The organism is Streptomyces flaveus (genome assembly GCF_014647675.1).
Classification (GTDB): Bacteria; Actinomycetota; Actinomycetes; order Streptomycetales; family Streptomycetaceae; genus Streptomyces; species Streptomyces flaveus.
The window spans coordinates 474,375-492,523 of sequence record NZ_BMPQ01000001.1 but is presented as its reverse complement, the minus strand read 5'-3'; the positions used below and the strand labels follow the sequence as shown (position 1 = coordinate 492,523).

General features: G+C 70.2%; 10 protein-coding genes and 1 pseudogene. 7 read left to right on the top strand and 4 right to left on the bottom strand.

What is annotated here, in order from left to right:
• Positions 1–680 precede the first annotated feature (680 nt).
• The 3 genes from IEZ21_RS01975 to IEZ21_RS01965 all read right to left on the bottom strand — a co-directional run bounded on the left by IEZ21_RS01975 (position 681) and on the right by IEZ21_RS01965 (position 3,877).
• On the bottom strand, positions 681–2,876 hold the full coding sequence (locus tag IEZ21_RS01975) for a heavy metal translocating P-type ATPase (protein ID WP_189320371.1): 2,196 nt from the start codon (positions 2,874–2,876) through the stop codon (positions 681–683).
• Positions 2,877–2,936: 60 nt separating this feature from the next.
• Positions 2,937–3,155 carry a heavy-metal-associated domain-containing protein gene (locus IEZ21_RS01970; protein WP_189320127.1) on the bottom strand — a complete coding sequence of 73 codons (219 nt, stop codon included), beginning with the start codon at positions 3,153–3,155 and terminating at the stop codon, positions 2,937–2,939.
• 521 nt (positions 3,156–3,676) lie between these two features.
• A complete protein-coding gene (locus tag IEZ21_RS01965; RefSeq protein ID WP_033322731.1) occupies positions 3,677–3,877 on the bottom strand; it encodes a helix-turn-helix transcriptional regulator in 201 nt (66 codons plus the stop codon).
• A gap of 359 nt (positions 3,878–4,236) precedes the next feature.
• Between IEZ21_RS01965 and IEZ21_RS01960 the strand changes: the two are divergent.
• From IEZ21_RS01960 to IEZ21_RS01930, 7 genes and pseudogenes are all read left to right on the top strand, one after another.
• Positions 4,237–4,780, top strand: a pseudogene (locus IEZ21_RS01960) (5-deoxy-glucuronate isomerase); the annotation flags it as partial.
• A complete protein-coding gene (iolD, locus tag IEZ21_RS01955) occupies positions 4,777–6,678 on the top strand; it encodes a 3D-(3,5/4)-trihydroxycyclohexane-1,2-dione acylhydrolase (decyclizing) (protein ID WP_189320126.1) in 1,902 nt (633 codons plus the stop codon). The pseudogene IEZ21_RS01960 and the gene iolD, both read left to right, overlap by 4 nt.
• 13 nt (positions 6,679–6,691) lie before the next feature.
• Positions 6,692–8,194: a CoA-acylating methylmalonate-semialdehyde dehydrogenase gene (mmsA, locus tag IEZ21_RS01950; protein WP_189320125.1), complete on the top strand. Its 1,503-nt coding sequence runs from the start codon at positions 6,692–6,694 to the stop codon at positions 8,192–8,194.
• Between the two features lie 254 nt (positions 8,195–8,448).
• Positions 8,449–11,247 carry an alpha/beta fold hydrolase gene (locus tag IEZ21_RS01945; RefSeq protein WP_189320124.1) on the top strand — a complete coding sequence of 933 codons (2,799 nt, stop codon included), beginning with the start codon at positions 8,449–8,451 and terminating at the stop codon, positions 11,245–11,247.
• Entirely contained in the window at positions 11,244–12,125 is an 882-nt protein-coding gene (locus IEZ21_RS01940; RefSeq protein ID WP_189320123.1) for an ABC transporter permease, read from the top strand. Before IEZ21_RS01945 ends, IEZ21_RS01940 begins: the two co-directional genes overlap by 4 nt.
• 238 nt (positions 12,126–12,363) lie before the next feature.
• Positions 12,364–12,861, top strand: coding sequence for a hypothetical protein (locus tag IEZ21_RS01935; protein ID WP_189320122.1), 498 nt, complete (start codon positions 12,364–12,366; stop codon positions 12,859–12,861).
• A 379-nt stretch (positions 12,862–13,240) separates the two neighbouring features.
• Complete coding sequence (locus IEZ21_RS01930) at positions 13,241–14,848, top strand: vWA domain-containing protein (RefSeq protein ID WP_189320121.1); 1,608 nt, start codon at positions 13,241–13,243, stop codon at positions 14,846–14,848.
• Here the strand turns inward: IEZ21_RS01930 and lacZ are convergent.
• Entirely contained in the window at positions 14,845–17,985 is a 3,141-nt protein-coding gene (gene lacZ, locus IEZ21_RS01925) for a beta-galactosidase, LacZ type (RefSeq protein WP_189320120.1), read from the bottom strand. The two genes, IEZ21_RS01930 and lacZ, sit on opposite strands and share 4 nt — an antisense overlap.
• Positions 17,986–18,149: the final 164 nt, after the last annotated feature.

Genomic DNA, 18,149 nt, shown 5'->3' with positions numbered 1-18,149 from the left:
CAGCGAGTGAGCCGAAGGGGCGCGACGGTGTCGAGAGTGCATGGGGGTCCCCCCGCGCGAGCGCGTTCGAGCGTGGGGGAGCGCGGAGTGCCCGACGAAGGAGGGTCGAGCACGGTCGCGCTCTCGACACCGGCTGCAGCGCCCCGGAGGCGAACCGAGCTCCAAAAATAAAACGGAAGGCGCCCCGCTGCCGGTCCCCCCACGGGCCGGAGTCGGGGCGCCTTCCTTGTCCCGGTTCGGATTCCCCCCACGGGATCCGGCCGGGCGACTGAGGACAGCGCCTGAATCGCTGTGATCTAAACGAGCAGAACTCGATGTACTGCTGAACTGGCTGAACTCTGTGTACTGCAGCGAGTGCGGTCTGCCGGGACCCGTACGGGAGGGCCGCTCAAGCTCCCCGTGTACGTGCCCCGGCAACGCAGTTCCGGGAACGTCCCCCAAGACATCCCCAGATGCCAGTCACGCCCCCCAAGACGCTTCTGACATCGCCAACTTAGACTCACGAACCCCTTCGATGGTTACCTTCGCATCACTGTGATCTGCGTCTCTTGCATATGTCCTGAAGATGCACAAGAGACCCGATACGTCGATCGGAGCCCAAGCGTAAGGAAGATGCGCGAGCCTTGTGAAGAGCTTATGTGAGGCTCGCGTCGGACTCTAGAGGGGTTCTTACTTCGACATCACCGAAATGCCCGGAGTCGAAGGCTGTTCGTCACCACGAACAGCGAGGAGAACGCCATCGCGGCGCCCGCGATCATCGGGTTCAGCAGTCCCGCTGCGGCGAGCGGCAGCGCGGCCACGTTGTAGCCGAAGGCCCAGACGAGATTTCCCTTGATCGTGGCAAGGGTCCTCCGCGACAGCCGGATCGCGTCCGCGGCCACCCGCAGATCCCCGCGCACGAGCGTCAGATCGCCCGCCTCGATCGCCGCGTCAGTCCCCGTGCCCATGGCAAGGCCCAGATCGGCGACGGCGAGAGCTGCCGCGTCGTTGACGCCGTCGCCGACCATCGCGACGGTCCGCCCCTCGGCCTGGAGCCGCTTGATCACCTCGACCTTGTCCTGCGGCAGCACCTCGGCGAAGACGAACTCGTCGTCGATGCCGACGCGGCGTGCCACGGACTCGGCGACGGTCCGGTTGTCCCCGGTCAGCAGTACGGGCGTCAGCCCCAGGGCGCGCAGCTCGCGGACCGCCTCGGCGCTGGTTTCCTTGACCGCGTCGGCGACGGTCACGACACCGCGTGCCACCCCGTCCCAGGCGACGGCCACGGCGGTACGCCCCTCCGCCTCGGCCCGCGTCCTCAGCGCGACCAGCTCGTCCGGCAGCGCGACACCGGCCTCGTCGAGCAGCCGAGCCCGCCCGACCAGCACCTCGTGTCCGTCGACCGTTCCGCGTACGCCGAGCCCCGCGAGGTTCTCGAAGCCGTCGACCGAGGGCAACGGAACCCCCACACGCTCCTCCGCGCCCGTCGCGACGGCCCGTGCGATCGGGTGCTCGGAGGCGTGCTCCAGGGCGCCCGCGAGCCGCAGCACCTGCTTCTCGTCGGCGCCGGCAGCGGCGTACACCTCCTGGAGGGTCATACGGCCCGTGGTGACCGTGCCGGTCTTGTCCAGGACGACCGTGTCGACGCGGCGCGTGGACTCCAGGACCTCGGGGCCCTTGATGAGGATGCCGAGCTGGGCGCCGCGCCCGGTGCCGACCATGAGGGCGGTCGGGGTGGCGAGGCCGAGGGCGCACGGGCAGGCGATGATCAGCACCGCGACGGCGGCCGTGAAGGCGGCGGTCAGCTCGTCCGTCATGCCGAGCCAGACGCCGAAGGTGGCGACGGCGATCAGCAGGACGGCGGGGACGAAGACGGCGGAGATCCGGTCGGCGAGGCGCTGCGCCTCGGCCTTGCCGTTCTGCGCGTCCTCGACGAGCTTCGCCATCCGCGCCAGCTGCGTGTCCGCGCCGACACGGCTTGCCTCGACGACGAGCCTGCCGCCGGCGTTCACGGTCGCGCCCGTCACGGCGTCGCCGACCGTCACGTCCACCGGCACCGACTCGCCGGTCAGCATCGAGGCGTCGACCGCCGAGGCGCCCTCGACGACGGTGCCGTCGGTGGCGACCTTCTCGCCGGGCCGTACGACGAAACGGTCACCGACCTTGAGATCGGCGACGGGGACGCGTACCTCACGGCCGTCGCGCAGTACGGAGACATCCCTGGCGCCCAGCTCCATCAGGGCCCTCAGGGCCGCGCCAGAGCGCCGCTTGGCGCGGGCCTCCAGATAGCGGCCGAGGAGGATGAAGGTGACCACTCCGGCGGCCACTTCGAGATAGATCGTCGACGAGGCCTCCCCACGGGACACTGTGAGGTCGAAGCCGTGCCGCATGCCCGGCATCCCCGCGTGGCCCCAGAACAGCGCCCACACGGACCAGCCGAAGGCGGCCAGCGTGCCGACGGAGATGAGCGTGTCCATCGTGGCCGTGCCGTGCCGGGCGTTCGTGAACGTCGCCCGGTGGAACGGCAGTCCGCCCCATACGACGACGGGCGCGGCGAACGTCAGCGACAGCCACTGCCAGTTGTCGAACTGGAGGGACGGGACCATGGCGAGGAGGACCACGGGGAGGGCGAGCACGGCGGAGACGGTCAGGCGCTCGCGCAGGGAGGCGAGTTCGGGGTCTTCCCGGGGTGCCTCCGGTGAGGGCTCCTGCTCCGGGGGTGCCGGCTCCTCGGCCGTGTAGCCGGTCTTCTCCACGGTGGCGATCAGATCGGCGACGCGTATGCCGTCTTCGTACGAGACCCTCGCGCGCTCCGTCGCGTAGTTCACCGTGGCGGTGACGCCGTCCATGCGGTTGAGCTTCTTCTCGACGCGGGCCGCGCAGGAGGCGCAGGTCATGCCGCCGATGGTGAGTTCGACCTCGGCGGCGGGCGCTGCCGTGCTGCTCAACTTCGGGCCTCAGGCCGTGCCGACGAGCTCGAAGCCGGCCTCGTCGATCGCGGCGCGGACCGCGTCCGCGTCGAGCGGGGCGGTGGAGACGACGGTGACCTCGCCGGTCGAGGCGACGGCCTTCACCGAGCTGACGCCGGGGAGCTCGGAGAGCTCGTTGGAGACGGAGCCTTCGCAGTGGGCGCAGCTCATTCCGGTGACCTGGTAGGTGACGGTCTGCTCGGTCATGTCGTTGCTCCTTGTTGGGGCGGGTGAGGCCGTTTGCTCCTACTGTACCCCTAGGGGGTATTCCCCCAAAGTGTGGGGTTCCTCCGGCGGTTGGGCGGGTGCGGGTGTGTGGGTGGCTGGTCGCGCAGTTCCCCGCGCCCCTTAGGTGCGTGGTGGGTGCGGGGCCGCGGGCCGGTGCGTCAGCCCGTCGCAGGCCGGGCATACGACCCTGGCCTGGTACAAGGCCCTGGTTCTCCGAGACCGAAGCTAAGCGACGGGCATACGACGCACCGGCCCACGACCCCTCCCGCCGGAGGAAGGCTGCGGGTCGTCGGGGGCACGGGCTTCCCCGGGGCGCCGGGATCTTCGGGGCCCCGGGGAGCCGCAGGCTTTTGCTTTTAGGGGCGCGGGGAACTGCGCGACCAGCCACGACGCACCCGCAGCCGCGACACGCAGTGTCACCCCCCATCCCCTGGCGGGGGGCCTGGGGGCGCAGCCCCCAGTTTCGGGAAGGGGCGGGACTGGGGAAAGAAACCCTCTGGTCAGTCCGCCCGGCGACCCCGGTTGCTCGGCCGGGAGGCCACCCATGCCCGGATGGTGTCCGCATACCAATACGGCTTGCCGGACTCCACATGGTCCGGCGGAGGAAGCATCCCGTGTTTGCGGTAGGACCGCACGGTGTCCGGCTGCACATGGATGTGCGCCGCGATGTCCTTGTACGACCAGAGTCTTTGGTCGGTCATCAGTAGCACCTCCCCGCGCGCGCCGCGGAGGCGCTGCGCTGGCGATCGCGTGGCTGTGACCGTCCAACGACAGGACGTGACCGTGGATCAGTGTCTGTCGCTCGGGTGTGACGCAAGGCGTGCGCGGCCGGGACATGTGTGACAGGACGGCGGTATCTGTGACACGGGTGACGCGTTGCGGCGTCTGGGTCTGGTCCGAATGTCCGGACAACCAATTGACAGGCATCATGGAGCGCCGCTACACCTTGGAGCAGCCGAAGCGAAGGGAAGCCGATGGGCGAGTCCGCGGTGCCGACCCCCTCGGAGGTCGAGGACGCGCTCAAGGCGGGGGCGGTCCTGTGAGCAACGGCGTCTGCACTGGCCGAGCAATCGTCCGAGCAGCGGCCACCACCCTTGAACTCCTGGGCAGGGAGGGCGTGTTCAGCGAAGTCACCGGCTTCGCGTACACCCCTCGCGAGGCCCGGGTGCAGATCGCCTCCGGCGCGGGACGCCGCTTCGCCCTGGCAGGAGCGAAGTGCGAGCGCTGACTCCCCGCCCGCTACGGCCCCGCGCCGGAGGTCCTCGTACACCCCGCCGGCACCACGAGCACCGGCCCGGTGTCGAGTCGGAACTGTCGGAACCGGAGGAGAAGCACTGTTTCGAGTTCGAGATCGACGGCCCGAACGGATTCGGCCATCAGCGCGTATTTCCCCGCGTGAGGGCGGATCCGATGTCCTCGCCGAGGTCCGCACCGACGATGCCGGCGGTGCCTTCCTCGTACTCGACGGATGGCACGGCTCGTCCATCGCCCGGCCAGGTCACGCGATGTACTACTGGAACGTGACAGACGGCCCGGGTGAGGACAGGGTGTGGCGGAGCTGCTTCCACCCGGGACACGTAGAAAGCACAGAGGGCTACCGATGACAGAGCCGAAGACGTCAACGGCGACGACAAGGCTGACGGTCGCGCAGGCGCTGGTGCGGTTCCTCGCCGCCCAGTACACGGAGCGGGACGGGGTACGGCGCCGGCTGATCGACGCCACCTGGGGCATCTTCGGGCACGGCAATGTCGCCGGGCTCGGGCAGGCGCTTCTCGAGTACGGCGCCGAGATGCCGTACCACCAGGGCCGCAACGAACAGGCCATGGTGCACGCGGCGGTCGGCTACGCCCGTCAGTCGCACCGCCTGGCCGCGCACGCCGTCACGACGTCCATCGGCCCGGGCGCCACCAACCTCGTCACGGGCGCCGCCCTCGCCACGATCAACCACATCCCCGTACTGCTCCTGCCCGGCGACACCTTCGCGACCCGCCCCGCCGACCCGGTACTCCAGCAGCTCGAAGTCCCGTACGCGGGCGATGTGTCGGTCAACGACTGTCTGCGCCCGGTGTCGAAGTACTTCGACCGCGTCATGCGCCCCGAAGCCCTCATCCCGGCCGCCCTCCAGGCGATGCGTGTGCTCACCGACCCGGTCGAGACGGGCGCCGTCACGCTCGCGCTGCCGCAGGACGTGCAGGCCGAGGCGTACGACTGGCCGGAGGAGTTCTTCGCCGAGCGCGTCTGGGCCGTCCGCCGTCCCGGCGCGGACCCGGAGGAACTGGCCGCCGCCGTCAGGGCCGTACGGGAGGCCCGGCGCCCCTTGGTCGTCGCGGGCGGCGGGGTTCACCACAGTGAGGCCGAGGCCGCGCTGAAGGAGTTCGCCGACGCCACCGGTATCCCGGTCGCCTCGACCCAGGCGGGCAAGGGCTCGCTGACCTGGGACCATCCGGCGGACGTCGGCGGCATCGGGCACACCGGCACCGCGACCGCCTGCGAACTGGCCCGCACCGCCGACCTGGTGATCGGCGTAGGCACCCGCTACACCGACTTCACCACCGCCTCCGGCACCCTCTTCGCCGCCCACGATGTCCGCTTCCTGAACCTCAACATCGCCCCCTTCGACGGCCACAAGCTGTCCGGCCGGCCGCTGATCGCGGACGCCCGTACGGGCCTGGAGGCGCTCACCGAGGCGCTCGCGCTGCACGGCCACCGCGCCGAGCCCGCGTACGTCACCGACTACACGGACGACAAGGAGCGCTGGGAGCACCGGGTCGACGCGGCCTACGAGGCGGACGAGCCGGACACCCGGCCCACCCAGCCGCAGGTCCTCGGCCTGCTCGACGAACTGGTCACCGAGGACGACATCCTGATCAACGCGGCCGGCTCCCTCCCCGGCGACCTGCAGAAACTGTGGCGGACCCGGTCCCGGGACCAGTACCACGTCGAGTACGGCTACTCCTGCATGGGTTACGAGATCCCGGCCGCGATCGGCGTGCGCATGGCGGCGCCCGACCGTCCCGTGTGGGCGCTGGTCGGCGACGGCACGTATCTGATGATGCCGACGGAGATGGTCACGGCCGTCCAGGAAGGCATCGCGATCAAGGTCGTGGTCCTGCAGAACCACGGGTACGCGTCCATCGGCGGGCTCTCCGATTCGGTGGGCGGCGAGCGGTTCGGCACCGCGTACCGCTACCGGTCTGAGGACGGTACGTACACGGGGCGACCGCTGCCCGTCGATCTCGCCGCCAACGCGGCCAGCCTCGGGATGCGGGTGCTGCGCGCGAAGACCGTACGGGACCTGCGGGACGCCCTCGCCGAGGCGCGGGCCGCCGACACTCCCATATGTGTCTACGTGGAGACCGAAACGGCAGACACAGTGTCGGGCGCACCTCCGGCGCAGGCCTGGTGGGATGTACCTGTGGCCGAGACCGCGACCCGCTCGTCGGCGGTCAAGGCACGCGAGGTGTACGACCGGCATGCCGCCGCCCGCCGCCGCCATCTGTGAGGAGTTGCAGGACATGACGAAGACCGTCGACCACTGGATCGGTGGCAAGCCCGCTGGGAGCACGTCGGGTACGTACGGGCCGGTCACCGACCCGGCGACCGGTGCCGTGACCACGCGGGTCGCCTTCGCGAGCGTCGACGAGGTGGACGCCGCGGTCGCCGCCGCCAAGGAGGCGTACGCGACCTGGGGCCAGTCCTCGCTCGCTCAGCGGACGTCCATTCTGTTCAGGTTCCGGGCGCTGCTCGACGCGCACCGGGACGAGATCGCCGAGCTGATCACCGCTGAGCACGGCAAGGTGCACAGCGATGCGCTGGGCGAGGTGGCGCGTGGCCTGGAGATCGTCGACCTGGCGTGTGGCATCAACGTGCAACTGAAGGGCGAGCTGTCGACGCAGGTCGCCAGCCGTGTGGACGTGGCGTCGATCCGGCAGCCGCTGGGGGTCGTCGCGGGCATCACGCCGTTCAACTTCCCGGCCATGGTGCCGATGTGGATGTTCCCGATGGCCATCGCCTGCGGCAACACCTTCGTGCTGAAGCCCAGCGAGAAGGACCCCTCGGCGTCGGTGAAGCTCGCCGAGCTGCTGGCGGAGGCCGGGCTTCCGGACGGTGTCTTCAATGTCGTGCACGGCGACAAGGTGGCCGTCGACCGGCTCCTCGAGCACCCGGACGTGAAGGCCGTCTCGTTCGTGGGCTCGACGCCGATCGCCCGCTACATCCACACCACCGCCGCCGCGAACGGCAAGCGCGTACAGGCCCTCGGCGGTGCCAAGAACCACATGCTGGTGCTGCCGGACGCGGACCTGGACGCGGCGGCCGACGCGGCGGTGTCGGCCGCGTACGGGTCCGCGGGTGAGCGGTGCATGGCCATCTCGGCCGTCGTCGCGGTCGGTGCGATCGGCGACGAGCTGGTGGAGAAGATCCGCGAGCGCGCCGAGAAGATCAAGATCGGCCCGGGCGACGACCCCGCGTCCGAGATGGGCCCGCTGATCACGAAGGCGCACCGCGACAAGGTCGCCTCGTATGTGACGGGTGCGGCGGCGCAGGGCTCCGAGGTCGTCCTCGACGGCACCGGCTTCACGGTCGAGGGTTACGAGGACGGTCACTGGATCGGCATCTCGCTGCTCGACAAGGTGCCGCCGGCCTCGGACGCGTACCGGGACGAGATCTTCGGCCCGGTGCTGTGCGTGCTGCGCGCGGAGACGTACGACGACGGCGTGGCGCTGATCAACAACTCGCCGTTCGGCAACGGCACCGCGATCTTCACCCGGGACGGCGGCGCGGCCCGGCGCTTCCAGATGGAGATCGAGGCGGGCATGGTCGGCGTGAACGTGCCGATCCCGGTGCCGGTGGGCTACCACTCCTTCGGCGGCTGGAAGGACTCCCTCTTCGGCGACCACCACATCTACGGCAACGACGGCACGCACTTCTACACCCGCGGCAAGGTCGTGACGACACGCTGGCCGGACCCGGCCGACGCGCCGACGGGCGTGGACCTGGGGTTCCCGCGCAACCACTGAGCTGAGCCCTCGTTCCTATCGGTTGCCTGTCAATCGTCAGCCGTGACTTCGGCGGGGGCGCGTGGGCGGGGCGCACCCGCCGTGTGGACGACGGCACGCTCCTCGGCATCGTCACCGCAGGTCACGTACGGGTTCCGAGGGCTTCGCCTACTGCGTCCGTGGTATGCGGCCGGGGTCGCGTACGCCGGTGGGATGTCTGCCACTTCCGACCGGAGGCTGCATCGGCTGTCGGTGGCGGCCCTTACCGTTGACGCATGGATCTTCGACTGCCCCGACTGCGCGAGGCCGTACTGCGGCGGCCGCGACGGCTGATCGCCGCCGCGGCCGCCGTGGTCGTGCTCGCCGGCGCCGGTACGTGGACGGCCGTCGCCTCTGACGACGTCCCGCCCGTGGACCGGGCCGACAGAGTCATGGACATGGGCAGCGGGGTGAAGGTCGACACCTCGTACTTCACGTCGGGCTCCGGCCGCCGCCCCGCCGTCCTCCTCGCGCACGGCTTCGGCGGCAGCAAGGACGACGTACGGTCCCAGGCGGAGGGCCTGGCGCGCGACGGGTACGCGGTGCTGACCTGGTCGGCCCGCGGATTGGGCAGGTCCACGGGCAAGATCGGCCTGAACGACCCCAAGGGCGAGGTCGCCGACGTCTCCAAGCTGATCGACTGGCTGGCCGAGCGACCCGAGGTCGAGCTGGACAAGGACGGCGACCCGCGCGTCGGCGCCACCGGCGCCTCGTACGGCGGCGCGGTCTCGCTGCTCGCGGCGGGCCACGACCAGCGGGTGGACGCGATCGCCCCGGCGATCACGTACTGGAACCTCGCGGACGCGCTGTTCCCGAACGGCGTCTTCAAGAAGCTGTGGGCCGGGATCTTCGTCAACTCCGGCGGCGGCTGCGACAAGTTCGAGGCCACGCTGTGCGAGATGTACCAGCGGGTCGCGGAGTCCGGGCAGCCGGACGCCGAGGCGACGGAGTTGCTGGAATCCCGCTCCCCGTCCGCCGTCGGCGACGAGATCAACGTGCCGACGCTCATCATGCAGGGCCAGACCGACTCCCTCTTCCCGCTCGGCCAGGCGGACGCGATGGCCAAGGCGATCCGGGCCAACGGCGCACCCGTGGACGTCGACTGGATCTCGGGCGGCCATGACGGCGGCGACATGGAGGCGGACCGGGTGGCCGCGCGTGTGGGCTCCTGGTTCGACCGCTATCTGAAGGACGAGTCGGGGGTGGACACAGGGCCCGCTTTCCAGGTCACGCGCAGCGGCGGCGTCGACTCCCGGGAGGGCACCACCCGGCTGACCAGCGTGACCTCGGACAGCTACCCCGGCCTGACGAGCAAGACGCGCCCGATCGCCCTGTCCGGGCGTGAGCAGAGCTTCGAGAACCCGGCGGGCGCCAACCCGCCCGCCGTCTCGGCCCTGCCCGGCCTCGGCGGCGCCGGCGGCCTCTCCCAGCTCTCCTCGCTCGGGATCGGTGTGTCCCTCGACTTCCCGGGCCAGTTCGCCGCGTTCGAGTCCGAGCCCTTCGTGGAGGACCTCCAGATCACCGGCTCGCCGACGGCGACGGTCCATGTGAAGTCGACCAGCGAGGACGCCGTGCTCTTCGCGAAGGTCTACGACGTCGGACCGGACGGCGGCATGCAGCAGGTGCTACCCGCGCAACTGGTCGAGCCCATCAGGGTTCAGGACGCGAAGGCCGGCAAGGACGTACGGCTCACCCTGCCGGCGATCGACTACGAGGTGGACGACGGCCACCGGCTGCGCCTGGTCCTCGCCTCGACGGACCTCGGCTACGCCTCACCGACGGCTCCGGCGACCTACACGGTCTCCATGGCGGGAGACGGCGGCCTGAGGGTGCCGATGCCACTCGGCGACTCGGAGGCGACGGCACCGCTGCCCGCGTGGGTGTGGTGGCTGCCGCTGGCCGGCGCCCTCACGGCGCTGGCCCTGATCCTGACGGCCCGTCGCCCCGCCGCCGCACCCGCCCCGGACCCGGAACTGGCCGACGTCCCGCTCCAGATCACGGACCTGAGCAAGAAGTACGCCAAGTCGAGCGCCGGCTACGCGGTCCGCGACCTGTCCTTCCAGGTGGAAAAGGGCCAGGTGCTCGGCCTGCTGGGCCCGAACGGCGCGGGCAAGACGACGACGCTGCGCATGCTGATGGGCCTGATCAAGCCGGACGGCGGAGAAATCCGGGTCTTCGGCCACGCGATCCGCCCGGGCGCCCCGGTGCTGTCCCGCGTCGGTTCCTTCGTCGAGGGCGCGGGCTTCCTGCCGCACCTCTCCGGCCGCGAGAATCTCGAACTGTACTGGCGGGCCACGGGCCGCCCGGCCGAGGACGCGCACCTGGAAGAGGCCCTGGAGATAGCGGGCCTCGGTGACGCCCTGTCCCGCGCGGTCCGTACGTACTCCCAGGGCATGCGCCAGCGCCTCGCCATCGCCCAGGCCATGCTCGGCCTCCCGGACCTGCTCATCCTGGACGAACCGACCAACGGCCTCGACCCGCCGCAGATCCGCGAGATGCGGCAGGTCGTGATCCGCTACGCGGCCGCCGGCCGCACGGTCATCCTCTCCAGCCACCTGCTGGCCGAGGTCGAGCAGTCCTGCACCCACATCGTGGTCATGGACCACGGCCGCCTGGTCCAGGCGGGCCCCGTGGGCGACATCATCGGCAGCGGCGACACCCTCCTCGTCGGCCTGGCCTCCGACATCGCCGACCCGGTGGTGGAGAAGGTGGCGGCCCTACGGGACGTGGAGTCGGCGGTACGAACACCGGACGGCCTGCTCGTACGGCTGGCTCCGGCGACGCCCTCCACAGAGGGCGCCGCGGTGCCCGAGCCCGCAGGCGTAAGGGCATCCGGCGGAGCGGACCGCGCCGAGGGCTCGGTGGCTGTCTCAGGCGCCCCGGACGCCGCGGTCGCCGAGGACGCACCGAGCGTCCACGAGCGGAGCGCCTCGCTGCTCGTCGAGCTCGTACGCCTCGAAGTGCCCGTCGCCTCGATCGGCCCGAACCATCGCCTGGAGGACGCCTTCCTCACCCTGATCGGAGACTCCGAATGAGCACCCTCGCCGAGAAGGCCGACAAGGTCGAGAAGGAAGAGGTGGCGGAGGGCTACCGGGCGGGCCGGACCCTGCCGCTGCGCGTCGAGCTCGTACGACAGCTGAAGCGGCGTCGCACGCTCATCATGTTCGGGATCCTGGCCGCCCTGCCGTTCATCCTGGCCATCGCCTTCCAGGTCGGCGGCGAACCGGGCGACGGCAACGAGCGCGTGAACCTGATGGACACGGCCACCGCGTCCGGGGCGAACTTCGCCGCGGTGAACCTCTTCGCGTCCGCGGGCTTCCTCCTCGTCGTCCCCGTGGCGCTGTTCTGCGGAGACACGGTCGCCTCGGAGGCGAGCTGGTCGTCGCTGCGTTATCTGCTCGCGGCGCCCGTGCCCCGCGCCCGCCTGCTGTGGTCCAAGCTCGTCGTCGGACTCACCCTCAGCCTCGCCGCGATGGTGCTGCTGCCGGTCATCGCACTTGCCGTCGGCACGGTCGCGTACGGCTGGGGCCCACTGCAACTGCCCGTCGGCGGCACGCTGCCCAGCGGCGACGCCGCACGGCTCTTGCTGATCATCATGGCGTACATCTTCGTGTCCCAACTGGTCACCGCGGGGCTGGCGTTCTGGCTGTCGACCCGTACGGACGCCCCGCTGGGCGCGGTCGGCGGCGCGGTGGGCCTGACGATCATCGGCAGTGTCCTCGACGAGGTGACGGCCCTCGGCGACTGGCGCGACTTCATCCCCGCGCACTGGCAGTACGCCTGGCTGGACGTCATCCAGCCGGAGCCGGCCTACGGCGAGATGATCCAGGGCACTGCCATCTCCGTCACGTACGCACTGGTGCTGTTCGCCTTGGCCTTCCGGGGGTTCGCCGGCAAGGACGTCGTCTCCTAGGCCGGCCTTGACTGGTGCCTGGACCGATGCCTGGACTGGTGCCTGGATCGGCTGTCCGGACCCGGAGGGAACGCCTGTTCCGGCATCGAACATCCGGGACGTATTCGCCATGGTCAGCCACCCCTCCCGCTGAGCGGAAAGATCCATCAGCATGAGCAGGCGAGGGCCCGACCAGCCCTGGCGGTGAGGGGGAGAGCGTCGTCCCGCCCGCGAGGGCCAACGGACCCGGAGGATCACCATGCGAACAGTCACGAAGCAGGCCACGGAGTGGCTCGCCGCCGCCGCGACCGATCCACGCGACTGCAAGCGGCGGTGGCAGGGCTATCAGGGGATCGCGGTGCTGCCCTGCGGACGGTTCTGGGACGTGCTGAGTGTCCCGGAGGAACTGGGTGTGCGGGCCCTGGACGCCCTGCTGTGCATCCCGCAGGCGCCCGGTCCCGTACTCGCGGACACCGTCGCGCGCAGGGTGGGCTTCTTCCTGCCGCCGGATCCCGAGGGCCGCTGGGTCGGCTCGGACGTCCGGTACCTGGGCAGAGGCGCCTGGATCACGGTGCCCGCGCCACGTCCGGCACCAGGACGTTTCCGGTGGCTGGTTCCGCCCGACGGTACGGGAACGCTGTTCGTCCCCGCCGCCGTGGAACTGGCCCTCCAGCAGGCCCTCGGCACTCTCGCCGCCCAGGCCTCCGCGCAGCGCTGGTGCCCGACGTGCGGAGCGGCGACCGCGGGGATCAGTTAGACCGCCGGTGGTCGCCCCCTCCTGCTCGGGCTCGTCCTGATCCTGTGGCAGTTGTTCGTGCTCGCCGCCCGATTCCTGCGCGTCTGCAACCGGCCCTTCAACCCGCCCTTGCCGGAGCTCGATCCGCTGGTCTGCCGCTGAGATCACCACCCTTGAGACGACGTCCTTCCGCGGGTTCGCCCGCGGAAGGACGTCGTGTCGTAAGGGTCCCTACGGAGTCCCTATGGACACCCCCAGGTCTCCGGAAGATCTCCCACCGGTCTCAACAGGCGCCCGCCGTGCCCGCTTTGAGATCGATCCGCAACGCCCCGTGCCGCACACCTCGGCCCTCTCCGGCGTCACAGTCACAGACGTCGACGTCAACTCAGAGGGGGCCCACATGGGCGAGTACCGGACGACACACCGAACACGACGACCGCGCGGCGCACTCGCCGCCCTGATGACCGCGGGCTGCCTGCTGCTCGCCGCCTGCGGCTCGGGCGCCGACGAGTCGTCGGCCGACGGCAGCAACAGCGCCCACGACACCGAGCGCTTCCCGGCGCCGGCCCCCGTGCAGCCGACCGGACCCGCGGGCACCGACGAAGGCAGCACCCCGGGTGAGCAGAAGGGCGAGATCCGCGAGAGCACCCCGCCGCCCGCCGACTACCTCTCCACCTTCGCCCTGGACGTCGACACCGCCTCGTACGGGTACGCGCGCCGCACCCTCGCCGACGGCCGGCGGCCCGACCCGGCGACCATCCGCCCCGAGGAGTTCATCAACAGCTTCCGCCAGAACTACGAGCGTCCCGACGGCGACGGCTTCTCCGTCACGGTCGACGGCGCCCGTACGGACGCGGGCGGGGAGGGCGACGACTGGCGGCTCGTACGCGTCGGTCTCGCCACGCGCCCGTCCGAGGACAGCGGCGAACGGCCGCCCGCCGCCCTCACGTTCGTCATCGACGTCTCGGGTTCCATGGCCGAGCCGGGCCGGCTCGACCTGGCCCAGAAGTCCCTCGGCGTGATGACGGACGAACTGCGCGACGACGACTCGGTCGCGATCGTCGCCTTCAGCGACGAGGCCGAGACCGTACTCCCGATGACCCGCCTCGGCGACAACCGTGACCGCGTCCACGACGCCATCGACACCCTGGAACCCACCCTCTCCACCAACCTCGGCGCGGGCGTCGACACCGGATACGCCACAGCCGTCGAGGGCCGGCGCGAGGGCGCCACCAACCGGGTCGTGCTGCTCTCCGACGCCCTCGCCAACACCGGCGAGACCGACGCCGACGCCATCCTGGACCGCATCGCCGACGCCCGCCGCGAGCACGGCATCACCCTGTTCGGCGTCGGCGTGGGCAGCGACTACGGCGACGACCTGATGGAACAGCTCGCCGACAAGGGCGACGGCCACACCACCTACGTATCGAACGAAGAGGACGCCCGCACGGTCTTCGTCGACCAACTGCCCCGCAACATCGATCTGACGGCCCGCGACGCCAAGGCACAGGTCGCCTTCGATCCGCAGACGGTCGAGCAGTTCCGGCTCATCGGCTACGACAACCGAGAGGTCGCCGACGAGGACTTCCGCAACGACAGCGTCGACGGCGGCGAGATCGGCCCCGGCCACACGGTCACGGCCCTCTACGCCGTACGCACCAAGCCCGGAGCCTCCGGCCACCTCGCCACCGCGACCGTCCGCTGGCTCGACCCCGACACCCGCACCCCGCACGAGGAGTCGGCCCAGCTGGAGTCCGAAGCCCTCAACCAGCCCCTGTGGAGCCGCGACAACGCCCGCAACGGACTCCAGGTCACCGCCATAGCCGCCTACTTCGCCGACGCCCTCCGCTCCGGCGACTCCCGCTGGTCCCGTCTCCCCGGCGCCCCCTCCCTGCCCGAACTGTCCGACCGCGCCGACGAGTTGGCTGACACCACGGAGTCCGAAGAGGTACGCCAACTCGCCGAGACGATCGAACAGGCCGGGTCGGGAGTAGGAGTAGGGGGCTAGGAAGGCCTGAGCCGGTAGGCGTACGTATACGTCCGCCCGGAGTGCAGCAGGTACTTCTCCAGCGGAGCCGCGCCCCACGAGTCGATGCCGCCCACCCCCATCTGGCGGTGGTTGACGCCCAGTACGGTCTCGTCGCGCCGCTTCAACTCGTACGGATGGCGCGGCCCGTCGAGGTCGAACGGCGAGTAGTGCAGCGCGCTGGTCTCCAGCAGCGGCTCGCCGTCCGCCGGGTCGGCGAGCACGGTGAGCCCGTCACCGGCACGGTCGGTCAGCGACAGGTGGCGTACGTCCGTCATGTTCCCGGTCTGCTGGGGGCGGACGTACGGCGCCACCTGATCGTCGACCGTGGAGCGCCAACGCCCCACGAACGCGGACGTCTTGCGGTCCCAGTAGTTCTCGTGCGGTCCACGCCCGAACCAGTCGAGCCGCTCGAAGCCCCCGGGAACGGTCAACAGGGCACCCACCATGGGCAGATCGGGCAACCCCGAGGCCGCCTCCAGCGTGTGCCGCACCCGCACCTCGCCGTCCCCGCGCACCCGGAACTCGGTACGCCACGACGAGGCGTTCGGCGAGGTGGGCAGCGTACAGCCGACCTCGATGACGACCTCGCTCGAGGAGGGCTGCGAGGCTTTGACCGACGTCACGGTCCGCTTGGCCCCCGCGTCGCGCCAAGTGCGCGCCGTGTTCTGGAACTTCCTGCCGATGTCGTTGTCCGTCGGCCCCCGCCAGAAGTTCGGCACAGGGCCTTCGGCGAGCAGAAGCCGGCCGCGGAAGACGTACGAGGAGAGCGTGCCGGAGGCCTTCGACAGCACCACCTCCACGTTGCGGCCGCTCACCTTCACCTCTCGGTCGGTCTCCGTCAGCTTGAGGCCGCCCCGCGGTGCGGGATCGGAGGGCGCGGCTGCCTGCCAGTCCAACGCCAGTTGTTCGGCGGCCACTTCGTGCCCGGCGTCGGCCCAGCTCGTCTTCTTCCGCAGCACGAAGGACAGGTTGAGGAAATACTCCGCGCCGGGTTCGAGCGCGGACGGCTTCCGGTACGGGATGCGTACGGTCCCCTCCTCGCCCGGCGCGACCTTGGGCGCCGCCAGCGTGCCGTGCTGCACGCGAGCGCCGTCCTGCGTGACGGTCCACCGCAGCTCGTACGCGTCCAGGCCGCTGAACAGGTGCTTGTTGCGCACCTTCACCACACCCGCGGCGAGATCACCGGCCGTGATCCCCACCGGCTGGTAGACCTTCTTCGCCTCCAGCAGCCCCGGATGAATCGCACGGTCACCCGCCACCAGGCCGTTGCAGCAGAAGTTCCCGTCCGTCGGATAGCCGGGCTTCCAGTCGCCTCCGAACGACAGATACGTGCGCTTCGGGTCGCCCGGCACGGGCAGCCGTATCGTCTGGTCGGCCCAGTCCCAGAAGAACGCGCCGTGCAGGTTCGGATAGCGCTCGATGATCTCCCAGTACTCCGGGAGGTTGCCGCCGCTGTTGCCCATCATGTGCGTGTACTCGCACAGCATGTACGGCTTCGGGTTGCCCGACTTGCCGTATCGCTCGACGCCCGCCGGGCTGGTGTACATCTCGCTGTGCACATCGGTCACGGCGTTCATGCCCTCGTAGTGCACGGGCCGCGAGGCGTCGCGCGCGTGCACCCAGTCGGCCATGACCTTGAAGTTCGAGCCCTGGCCCGCCTCGTTGCCGAGCGACCACACGACCACGCACGTGTGGTTCTTGTCCCGCTCGACCATCGACCGCATCCGGTCCACACACGCGTCGGTCCACTCGGGCAGCGAACCCGGCACGGTGTCGCGTACCCCGTGCGTCTCCAGGTTCGCCTCGTCGACGACGTACAGGCCGTACTCGTCGCACAGCTCCAGCATCCTCGGATGGTTGGGATAGTGCGCGGTGCGCAGGGCGTTGATGTTGTGACGCTTCATCAGCAGGATGTCCTGCACCATCCGCGCCTCGTCGACGGCCTGCCCGCGGTCGGGGTCGTTCTCGTGGCGGTTGGTGCCGCGGAACATGATCGGCTTGCCGTTGACGGTGAACTTGCCGGGCCCGTAGTCGACTTGGCGGAACCCGACCCGCTTGCTGTGGATGTCGACGGCCTTACCGGAGCGGTCCTTGAGCGTGATGACCAGGGTGTAGAGATTCGGCTGCTCGGCCGACCAGAGGGCCGGGGCCCTCACCTCACCCTTCAGCGTCACCTTCTCCTCGACGCCGTCCGCCAGCTCCAGCACTCGCCGCCCCCGCGCGTCGAACAGCTCGGCCACGACGCGATGTCCGGCGGCCGACTGCTTCCCACCCCGGTCGCGTAAGGCGACATCGACACTCAACACGGCGTCGCGGTACGCGGAGTCCAGCTCCGTCCGCACGAACAGGTCGTCGACGTGCACCTGCGGAACCGAGTACAGATACACGTCCCGGAAGATCCCGGACAGATCGATCATGTCCTGGTCCTCCAGCCAACTGCCGTCGGACCAGCGGTAGACCTCCACGGCGAGCGTGTTCCGCCCGGCCTTCAGATACGGGGAGATGTCGAACTCGGCGGGCGTGTAGCTGTCCTCGCTGTACCCGACGCGCTCGCCGTTGACCCACACGAAGAACGCGGACTTCACGCCCTGGAAGGAGATCAGCGTGCGCCGGCGCTTCCATCCCTCGGGCACGGTGAAGGTACGGCGGTACGAGCCCACCGGGTTGAAGTCGTGCGGGATCTGTGGCGGCTCGGGCGTCTCGTAACCGACCCACGGATACGGGATGTTGAGGTAGATCGGCTCCGGGTAGCCCTCGATCTCCCAGTTCGACGGGACGGGGATACGGTCCCAGTCGCTGTCGTCGAAGCCGGGCGTGTGGAACCCGGTGGGGCGCTGATCGGGGTTTCTCGCCCAGTGGAAGCGCCAACTGCCGTTCAGGGAGCGGTGGTACGGCGACTTCTCGAACTGCCCGCGCCGGGCGGCCTCGGCACTTGCATACGGCACGAGACGGGCTGCCCGTGCTGGCTCTCTGTTGACCTGGAAGACTCTCGGACTCGCGTCCCACTCGTCCCCCTCGGCGGCGAACGCCCGCTTCTGCGCGGCGAACGCGGCCGAGCCCGCGAGGGCGGCTCCTGCGACGAGGACATTGCGGCGGCTCGGACGGTATGTGCTCATACGGCGGCTCCACCGGAAGGCAACATGAAACTTCAGGGTCGAACGGAACCGCGCAGGGCGCAAGACCTCATGCGTCTCATAAGCCTCCAAGGGCATCTGGCCTGAACGCCCACACGACCGAACACAGACGAACAACCGATTGAAGTTCGGCTACGCACGAGTAA

Coding starts and splice junctions, on each gene's coding strand:
- IEZ21_RS01970 (WP_189320127.1), bottom strand. CDS start 3,155: ATGACCGAGCAGACCGTCACCTACCAGGTCACCGGAATGAGCTGCGCC.
- iolD (WP_189320126.1), top strand. CDS start 4,777: ATGACAGAGCCGAAGACGTCAACGGCGACGACAAGGCTGACGGTCGCG.
- lacZ (WP_189320120.1), bottom strand. CDS start 17,985: ATGAGCACATACCGTCCGAGCCGCCGCAATGTCCTCGTCGCAGGAGCC.
- IEZ21_RS01965 (WP_033322731.1), bottom strand. CDS start 3,877: ATGACCGACCAAAGACTCTGGTCGTACAAGGACATCGCGGCGCACATC.
- mmsA (WP_189320125.1), top strand. CDS start 6,692: ATGACGAAGACCGTCGACCACTGGATCGGTGGCAAGCCCGCTGGGAGC.
- IEZ21_RS01975 (WP_189320371.1), bottom strand. CDS start 2,876: ATGACCTGCGCCTCCTGCGCGGCCCGCGTCGAGAAGAAGCTCAACCGC.
- IEZ21_RS01945 (WP_189320124.1), top strand. CDS start 8,449: ATGGATCTTCGACTGCCCCGACTGCGCGAGGCCGTACTGCGGCGGCCG.
- IEZ21_RS01940 (WP_189320123.1), top strand. CDS start 11,244: ATGAGCACCCTCGCCGAGAAGGCCGACAAGGTCGAGAAGGAAGAGGTG.
- IEZ21_RS01930 (WP_189320121.1), top strand. CDS start 13,241: ATGGGCGAGTACCGGACGACACACCGAACACGACGACCGCGCGGCGCA.
- IEZ21_RS01935 (WP_189320122.1), top strand. CDS start 12,364: ATGCGAACAGTCACGAAGCAGGCCACGGAGTGGCTCGCCGCCGCCGCG.